At 51.7% G+C, this 8,187-nt stretch carries 6 protein-coding genes and 1 pseudogene; 4 read left to right on the forward strand and 3 right to left on the reverse strand.

Going from position 1 to position 8,187, the window contains the following annotated elements; translation table 11 throughout:
- Positions 1–459: 459 nt before the first annotated feature.
- From ACY692_RS13210 to ACY692_RS13220, 3 genes are all read right to left on the reverse strand, one after another.
- Positions 460–1,341 (reverse strand): hypothetical protein, encoded by an 882-nt coding sequence (locus tag ACY692_RS13210; RefSeq protein ID WP_462325846.1) that lies wholly within the window; start codon positions 1,339–1,341, stop codon positions 460–462.
- Positions 1,342–1,432: 91 nt separating this feature from the next.
- Positions 1,433–2,812, reverse strand: coding sequence for a metallophosphoesterase (locus tag ACY692_RS13215; protein ID WP_462325847.1), 1,380 nt, complete (start codon positions 2,810–2,812; stop codon positions 1,433–1,435).
- A gap of 590 nt (positions 2,813–3,402) precedes the next feature.
- Positions 3,403–4,863, reverse strand: a complete 1,461-nt coding sequence (locus ACY692_RS13220; RefSeq protein ID WP_462325848.1) for a DEAD/DEAH box helicase — start codon at positions 4,861–4,863, stop codon at positions 3,403–3,405.
- Between the two features lie 556 nt (positions 4,864–5,419).
- On the opposite strand from ACY692_RS13220, the gene ACY692_RS13225 reads away from it, so the two are divergent.
- The 4 genes and pseudogenes from ACY692_RS13225 to ACY692_RS13240 all read left to right on the forward strand — a co-directional run.
- A complete protein-coding gene (locus tag ACY692_RS13225; protein WP_462325849.1) occupies positions 5,420–6,322 on the forward strand; it encodes an ABC transporter substrate-binding protein in 903 nt (300 codons plus the stop codon).
- A gap of 47 nt (positions 6,323–6,369) precedes the next feature.
- Entirely contained in the window at positions 6,370–7,059 is a 690-nt protein-coding gene (locus tag ACY692_RS13230) for an ABC transporter ATP-binding protein (RefSeq protein ID WP_462325850.1), read from the forward strand.
- A gap of 1 nt (position 7,060) precedes the next feature.
- The gene (locus ACY692_RS13235) at positions 7,061–7,804 is read left to right on the forward strand and encodes an ABC transporter permease (protein ID WP_462325851.1); all 744 of its coding nucleotides are present in this window, start codon (positions 7,061–7,063) and stop codon (positions 7,802–7,804) included.
- 17 nt (positions 7,805–7,821) lie between these two features.
- A pseudogene (locus ACY692_RS13240) lies at positions 7,822–8,034 on the forward strand (transposase); the annotation flags it as partial.
- Positions 8,035–8,187: the final 153 nt, after the last annotated feature.

An 8,187-nucleotide genomic window follows, 5' to 3' on the forward strand; every position in this document is an offset into this window, starting at 1 on the left:
GTCCCCAAAGGTGCGCAAGAGAATGAATGGCATGAAATCCACCAACTATTTTAGTCGGACTGCACGGGAACATGCTTATGGACCTTCCAAGTGCCTGGATCACGCCCGATAAAGAAGTCGAATGAATTGCTGCTGAAATCGGAAGGGCGGACCAGTGTGTCCGCCCGAAATGAACGATCTGTGTTTGCAGAATCGAAATGCCGTTTCTTGACCAGCCAGGGGCCGTGTCTATGCCCTTGATGGTCGACCCAGGCAACAAGGGCGGACACACAGGTCCCCGCCCCGAGATTTGGGTAATGTTGTTTATAGCTATTTATGCACGTACGCTTGTCTGCTGTGGGTCGGTTTCGCATCCATCCTCAAATTTGCCCTCTGGTAGCTCAACCCCGGACATGCTTTTTACCTGTGGTAAGATCTGACCGATCGGCCCACAGAAAATCGCATTTCTCAGCACAATGCTCAAAAACTGTAATTCAGCTTCAGTCTCAGCCCCCAGGAACTGCCCACCCTATATGCATCATCCTTGTGGGCGTTCTCCCTGTAAACCGTAATTTTCCTGCTGAACAGATACTCAGGCCCAAAAGTAACAACAAAATCTTCAAACGGCGTGATACTGACATAGGCACCAACAATCATATTGCGCACGTCAAGCCATCCTTTTTCCATCAGGGTGCTGTCATGAGCGAGTTTATACGTGTTTGTATCCCAGCTGAAGTTGGAATGCACCGCCCACATGGGATTGAAGACATAACGTAACTCTGTACGTGGAAACCCGACAGCGCACTTGAATCCTTCCGCAGCTGCCATGTTCCAGGTAACTCCCACGGCCGGAATAATCTTTGTATCAGGTTTGCTTGCGACAATAGCGATTCCGGCCCTTGCCTGTAACTGACGGGACCAGACATAGGTAGCTCCCCCTGAAAGGATACCTGAAAATGAGTTGCTCATCTCTTCTTCAAAGGATGAGCGCAGAGCTCCGAAAACAAAGTACCCCCATTGACGACTGAGCATGTCGTCATAATCAAAGCCAACGTACATGCTGTGAAGTTTGTCAAAGGGATCGTCTTGTTTGTTCCCCATGGTCAAATCATTCTTGTTTTCCCAAGTATAATTTGAAAATTGGTAACCAATGCGCAGATGAGAATATTTCAGACTCACTTCTCCGGAATGCACATCAAACTTCCCTTTGTCGTCATCAATATCCGACATGGCAAAATAGTTGGTATTCACGGTAATCTTCCAGTCATTTTTTACCGGTTTCTCTTGGGCCTCAACTGAAGGCGTCCCATAGAAGATGAACATACAACCTGCAAATATCAAAAATACTCTGATATGAAACATACGATCACACTCCTGTTTATCCAGTACCTGCAAGCTGGCACCTTTTGAGTCTATACCGAAGCAGCCATGCCGCGCTACAATGACATCTAATCTACGGACAGTCAGGACAATCAACCATATAGTATTCCGGCTCAATATTGAGTATCGAACACCAGTACCATTTCCAGATAGTTGCTATGGGTGCTGGTTTTTTATTGACATAATAAAAATTGATGTAGTGGGTTTTCAGCGTTGCATTGTATTGAAAATGACGAGCAATGGTTTCCAGATTTTCCGGAGTTGGAGAAAGCCCGTAACTGTCTTTAAAATCGTATTCCTGTTCCCAGAGCGCTTCCTGAACATCGGCTCCAGAGGAGGTATACCAAACGGCCATGTTTTCGATTTCTCCACTGGAGGTATCAAAATCGATGGTTCTGAAAGCCGGATTCTGTCCGAAGAGCGGAGAAAGAGCCGGGGAGATGATAAATGCCTCAAGGGCTCCGGAGCGCGTCCCTTCGGGAAACAGAAGCCGAAAATCGTCCATATGGGTATGCCCGGTAAAAATCGCGGCAACGGTCTCCGAATACATCCTGAGAATGCCTAGAAATCGCTCAGTGTAATCAGCCTTTATCTGAAGAGGGGGATTGCCGCAGCTGCCGTAACCATGCAGGTAACCAAATACGTCTATTCCGGGAGGAATGTGCGTGATAAGCCAGACCTTCCGGTTCTCGTTGCGGGCCTGCCTCAATGTCTGTTCAAACCAGTCCAGCTCTGCATACGCCGAACGGGTTGCATTTGAGCCTGCATAACGTGATGACATGAAGATAGTATTGAGCGAGACCAGTCTGATATGCCCTTCTCCCGGCACATCAAGGCTATAATGGCCGTGCTCCGAGTATTCAGTCATGAATGCAGACCGCAGATCATCATCCTTGATACAGATTTCAAATAAGGGCGCGGCCGAGTCGGCCAAAAACGCCCCTCCATCCTCCAGCAGGTAATCTCCGGCATACGAATCATTATTCCCCAAGGTGAAAAAAACAGGGACGTCAGGATATACCGAAGCCACTTTACTCATGACATAGGATACAGTTTTCAGCACAAACTTTTCCGTGCTGGCAGCATCCGTATTTCCTGTTATATCTGCATAAGTCTCATTGAATCCATGACCAAGGATATCTCCACAAAATATAACACATTCAGGCATAGATGTATTTTTACGCATTGCAGAAATCACTGAATCAAGCAGCGCGGGGTTTGTCTCATTGCCACCTACCGACAAGGGATATATAGTTTGTTGAAAAATACTGTCCCAATTTTCCCAGTTCTCCTGATCAAGCATTCTGGCAATAGTGGCATTGGAAAACGGATTAAAATGAATATCTGTTATCAAGACAGCATCAAGACTTGAATCTGTACCGAAAATTTTGCAGGATAGACAGAGTAATGACAGTATACTTATCAGTACCGCCAACAAAAATCTTCTTTTCATTTCTTATCCCCAATTTTGACAGTTGCGATACCCCCTGCAAGCCCATAACGAAGTTGTCTCCCGATGAGAACACAGCAACGGTTATCAAAAAAGCGCAATAATTACAATACAACCAACATTCAGACCGAGATAGCTCCAGGGACCTGTCGGCTGGCTTGCGGTGAGATTTGCAGATACTGCCGTGGGAGGGATGAGTACAGTACGGGTAACAGGTAACGTAACAACATTTCTCAAAATTTTACAAAATACTTCCTTTGGACGCAGAGAAGCTCAAACAACATTGAACTTGAAAGATCAGGCAAATTTTCGAGAACGCTATTGAGAGCGCAACAGAACCTGCTTTGGCTAATGGATTCGTAGAAGTGGCCCGACCCGATTCGCCAAACGCCCGACTCAAAAATACCGCCTCACCGCAAAAGGCAGCCAACTACACGAAAAAAACAAATACTTAATCCACCTGAGCGGGCATAAAGCCCCCTCCGGTTGTCCAGCTCCTGGGGTCCACTTTACTTTCGACCACCGGCATGCCTTCCCGGCAACACCATTCCTTCCTGCAACGTACCGCTATCGCTAGTGCTCAACGGGAGCTATCATCTCCCCCGGGAACGGCCTTGTTGTGAAGATTGCTGAGATCGCGATCCTGCCCGGGACGTTTTTTGTCCACCGGTATCGTTGCGCCTGCCCGAACGGGACGATCCTCCCTTTCCCTGCCCCGCACCTTTACCGGATCGGGGTTTTGGTTGTTGAGTCGATCGAGATTGTGATCGTGATCCCGGTTTTCTGCGTGCGCTTTTTGCCTTGCGGATTTTCGAACGTTTTTCCGCATCGGTTCTTTTGGCCACGATCTTCTTGATATCCTTGTCGGCTCTTTTTTCGCTGACCTGATCTTCAGGACGGAGCAGGACATAATCCGGTACCACGCTGTCCACAGTATATCCGGTAACCGATTCCACAGGAATTTTCTGCCCCAGCAGCTTTTCAATGGCATTCAGGTACTCCTTTTCCTCGCTGCCGACCATACACACGGCCAGCCCGGTTCCGCCCGCCCTTCCGGTACGCCCTATACGGTGGACATAATCCTCGGGGATACGCGGTATATCATAGTTGATCACATAGGGCAGGTCGGTGATATCCAGACCACGGGCAGCGACATCCGTTGCCACAAGCACACGGATGTCGCCGTTCCGGAAATCCCTGAGGGTCCGCGTTCTGAACGACTGACTCTTGTTCCCGTGCAATGCTGCCGCGCTGATTTTTTGTGCGGCCAGTCGCTCGGCAAGTTTGTTCGCCCCATGCTTTGTGCGGACAAAAACAAGTATTCGACTCCAGTTTCCCGTGGTAATCAGGTGAACCAGCAAGGGACGTTTTTCGGACTGATTAACCAGATGCACTTTCTGGACGACCCCTTCTGCGGCCGCAATCCGGGGGGTTATCTCAATATATTCGGGCTCGTGCAGCATGGTAGCCGCAAGGGTTCGGACCTGCCGGGTATAGGTTGCGGAAAAAAGCATGGTCCGGCGGTCTCCCGGAATATACTCCAGAATTTCAGCAATCTCCTCACTGAACCCCAGATCCAGCATTCTGTCCGCCTCATCAAATACCAGAAATTCTATGCCCGAGAGATCAAGATGTCTGTGCCCTGCAAGATCCCGCAACCGACCCGGAGTGGCCACCAGGATATCTATCCCCCGTTTGAGACGGTCTATCTGCGGATTGATCCGGATCCCGCCATAGACAACGGTGCACCGCAGGGAAACCCGACGGGCATAGGCCTTGATGCTCTCTCCTACCTGGAGGGCCAGTTCCCGTGTGGGAGTCAGGACAAGCGCCCGGGGATTCCGGCCATTGTGGGACTGACGACTCAGCATTTCCACCATGGGCAAGGCAAAGGCATCGGTTTTCCCCGTTCCGGTCTGGGCACGGGCAAAAACATCCTCCCCCGCAAGGATGCACGGGATAGCCCTGGTCTGAATGGGAGTCGGGGCGGTGTACCCCCTGCTTGCAAGGGCCTTGAGCAATTCGGCCCGGAGGCCAAGTTCTTTAAATGACATATGCCTTCCTCAATACTTTCTAAAATTGCAGGTTTAACAAAATCGGCAATCATCCGCGTCCAATGAGCGGCCTGAGCATCTCAGGGCTCACCTGGGTATGCCAATGACCGCTCATAAGGGCAACGCACCAGGCAATAAAAAAACAAGGACAATACCCAGAGGAATCCAGTAGGGAGATATCCTCGGCCCGGACATCACCCTGATATCCAACGCCTTTTCTGCGAAACAGACCGCCAAACAACGCATACACAGCATAGTTGGAAAACCGGCCCTTATCCCCATGGTTCCGGGAACACCAGCAGAAAATCCCTGGTAAAAAAAAAAGACAATCTGTCCGGGCTGGAACTGGAAACCGCGTATAACGAAAATCTCGCACCTTTTGACGAAAGCTCCATGCGTATGATCCTGATAGGGAGGAAACCCCCTATTTGAAAACCAGATGTCATTGCGTCGAGGCACGGCTCTCCCTCTTTTCTTCCCTACCCGATTAGGCTAGGTGAACCTTCGTTCGCAAGTCCCGTGTCCGTTGCCCTTCGTCCTTGAGTTGGAGCTGTACATGAAGCTGAAATTTTTATTCCTGTCGTTGCTGATCATCCTTTTTTCTTCAGACCTGATCATGGCCGCCCCCCTCAGGCTGGGGCTGTTGCCGGTGCTGAACACCCTCCCCTTACAGGTGGCTGCCCATGAAAAAATATTTGAAAAATATGGGCTGGATGTGGAGCTGGTTCCCTTTTCCAGTGCCATGGAACGGGAAATGGCCATGCAGACCGGCGGGCTGGACGGTTTTTTCGGTGATTTTTTAAACGTCCTGCTCCTGGCCCAGAACAAGGTGCCCGTAAAGATGCTCACCCTGGCAGATCCGGACAAGCAATATCCCATGTTCGGGCTGGCCCTTTGTCCGGGCAGTGACCCTCACCCGCGTGTTCCGGAAAAAACCCTCGAGGTCGGCATGTCCAAGGCCACGGTCATCGATCTGATCATGAGCCGGATGCAGACCCTGCCCGAGTTTTCGCATACAACGCTCAAGCCTCTTGAAATCCGCAAGCTTCCCATCAGGTTCCAGATGCTCGTCTCCGGCAAGATCGATGCGGCCATTCTGCCTGAACCCCTGCTTTCCCTGGCCAGGCTCAAAGGCTGCCCTGTTGTGGTGACCGATACGCAGTTGGACCTGCCCATGACCGTCATTGCCGTGCATGAAAATCAGGCTGTTACATGTGACGGGTTCAAGGCTGCCTATGCCGAGGCCGTGCACAGGATCAATGCGCACCCTGAAGCGTACCGAGGACTCATGTCCTCCACATGCCGGGTTCCCAAACCCCTGCAAGCCGATTTTCCGGTGTTTACCTATCCGCCCACCCTGGATCTCCCCTCAAAACGTGAACTTGCATCCATCCAGCAATGGATGGTCGACCAGGGCATGCTGCGTGCCGTAATTCCCTATTCCTCCCTGGTGCCTTGATGCTTGCGGTCACGTCACTCTGCAAAACATATCCTGGAGGCCGCGAGGTGCTCCGGGATATCGATTTCACCCTTGCCGCCGACGAAACCATCGCCGTTGTCGGGCCGTCCGGGTGCGGAAAAAGTACGCTTTTGTACATGCTCTGCGGATTGACCGCTCCCGACACCGGCCGCATTCTGCTTGATGACCGCACCATCCAGAAGCCGGGGAAGGATATCGCCATCATCCTGCAGCAATACGGCCTGCATCCCTGGAAAACCGTTCTGGACAATGTGACCCTGGGACTCAAGATCCAGGGGGTAGCCAAAGCCGAACGTAACGAACGGGCCCGAAAACGTCTGGATGGCATGGGCCTCCTTGACCGCCAAAAGGAATTCCCGAACCGTTTGAGCGGCGGGGAACAGCAGCGGGTGGCCATTGCCCGGGCCTATGCCTCACGTCCCCGTCTTCTGCTCATGGACGAACCCTTTTCCGCCCTGGATGCCATGACCCGGGAGAAATTGCAGGCCCAGTTGCTCAAGGACCGTATCAAAACGCCCCTCCCCTATGTTCTGGTCACCCATTCCATTGAAGAGGCCGCGTATCTGGGAAGGACCATTCTCCTTTTGGCCGGCACCCCGGCCACCATCAAGGCCCGGTATGACAATCCCGGTTTCGGAGACCCCGACTTGCGAGAAACCGACCACTATTTCTCCCTGGTGCGAACAATCCGAAGGGGCATGGGGAGCTATTTTTAACATGTTCAAATCCCTCTTTTCCTATACGTGTGCGTTGCTTTTTCTATTCCTTCTCTGGAAGGGGCTGGCCACGGTACTCACCTCTGCGGTTCTGCCCCAGCCCGAGGCAGCCCTGCACGCCTTCTGGTCGGCCCTGTGGACCGAGACATTCTGGTCCAACATGGGGGCAAGCACGTACCGGGCCGGCGCGGGCATGGTTCTGGCCTGGATTCTAGGCTTTCCCCTGGGCGTGTATATGGGAGGCAGCAAACGTGTGGACACCCTGCTTTCTCCCCTGGTGTATCTCACCTATCCCATTCCCAAAATCGTGTTCCTGCCTGTCGTGCTTCTGATTCTCGGGCTGGGTGATCTGTCCAAAATCGCCATGATCACCCTGATCCTCTCCTTCCAGGTTCTGGTGACGACACGGGACGGGGTCAAACATCTTCCGGCCACATATATCGACTCCATCCGGGCCATGGGGGCTTCGGGAGCACAGATCATCCGGGAGGTCTACATCCCGGCCGCTCTTCCCGCCGGATTCACGGCCCTGCGTATCAATTCCGGCGTGAGTATCGCCGTGCTCTTTTTCGTGGAATCTTTTGCCACGTCCACAGGGCTCGGCTACATGATCATGGATGCATGGGGGAGGATGGACTACGAGGGGATGTTTGCAGGTATCTTCGGCATGTCCCTGCTGGGGGTCCTGCTTTTTGAAAGCGTGAACATGCTCGAACAAAGAATCTGCCGGTGGAAGGAACGCTAACTATTTTTTACTTCTGGGCAACTCATAGTCGACTGGAACCAATGAAAAAAGCAGCCTATACCGTTAAACAACATTGGGACGGCATTCTAAGATGGTTCAAATCGACTATCAACAACGGAATAGTGGAAGGCCTCAACAGTCTCGTCCAGGCAGCAAAAGCTAAAGCCCGTGGATACCGTTCAACTCGTAATCTCATCACCATGATTTACCTCCTCGGGGGCAAGCTCGAATTTCCCCCTACCCACACGAAACAGCGAGGAGCCTATTTTAAGGCAACATCTTCTATAGAAAGACGATGTAGCCCCCCTTTCGTAGTTCAGGGAAGGGCTGGGGGGAGGGTTTCAAACTGCTGGAAAAATTTACCGATAACGCAACCCGACCTA

The organism is Desulfoplanes sp., from assembly GCF_054921335.1.

Bases quoted from the DNA above. Each gene is read 5' to 3' on its own strand.
- ACY692_RS13210 (WP_462325846.1), bottom strand. From the start codon at position 1,341: ATGTTTCATATCAGAGTATTTTTGATATTTGCAGGTTGTATGTTCATC.
- ACY692_RS13215 (WP_462325847.1), bottom strand. From the start codon at position 2,812: ATGAAAAGAAGATTTTTGTTGGCGGTACTGATAAGTATACTGTCATTA.
- ACY692_RS13220 (WP_462325848.1), bottom strand. From the start codon at position 4,863: ATGTCATTTAAAGAACTTGGCCTCCGGGCCGAATTGCTCAAGGCCCTT.
- ACY692_RS13225 (WP_462325849.1), top strand. From the start codon at position 5,420: ATGAAGCTGAAATTTTTATTCCTGTCGTTGCTGATCATCCTTTTTTCT.
- ACY692_RS13235 (WP_462325851.1), top strand. From the start codon at position 7,061: ATGTTCAAATCCCTCTTTTCCTATACGTGTGCGTTGCTTTTTCTATTC.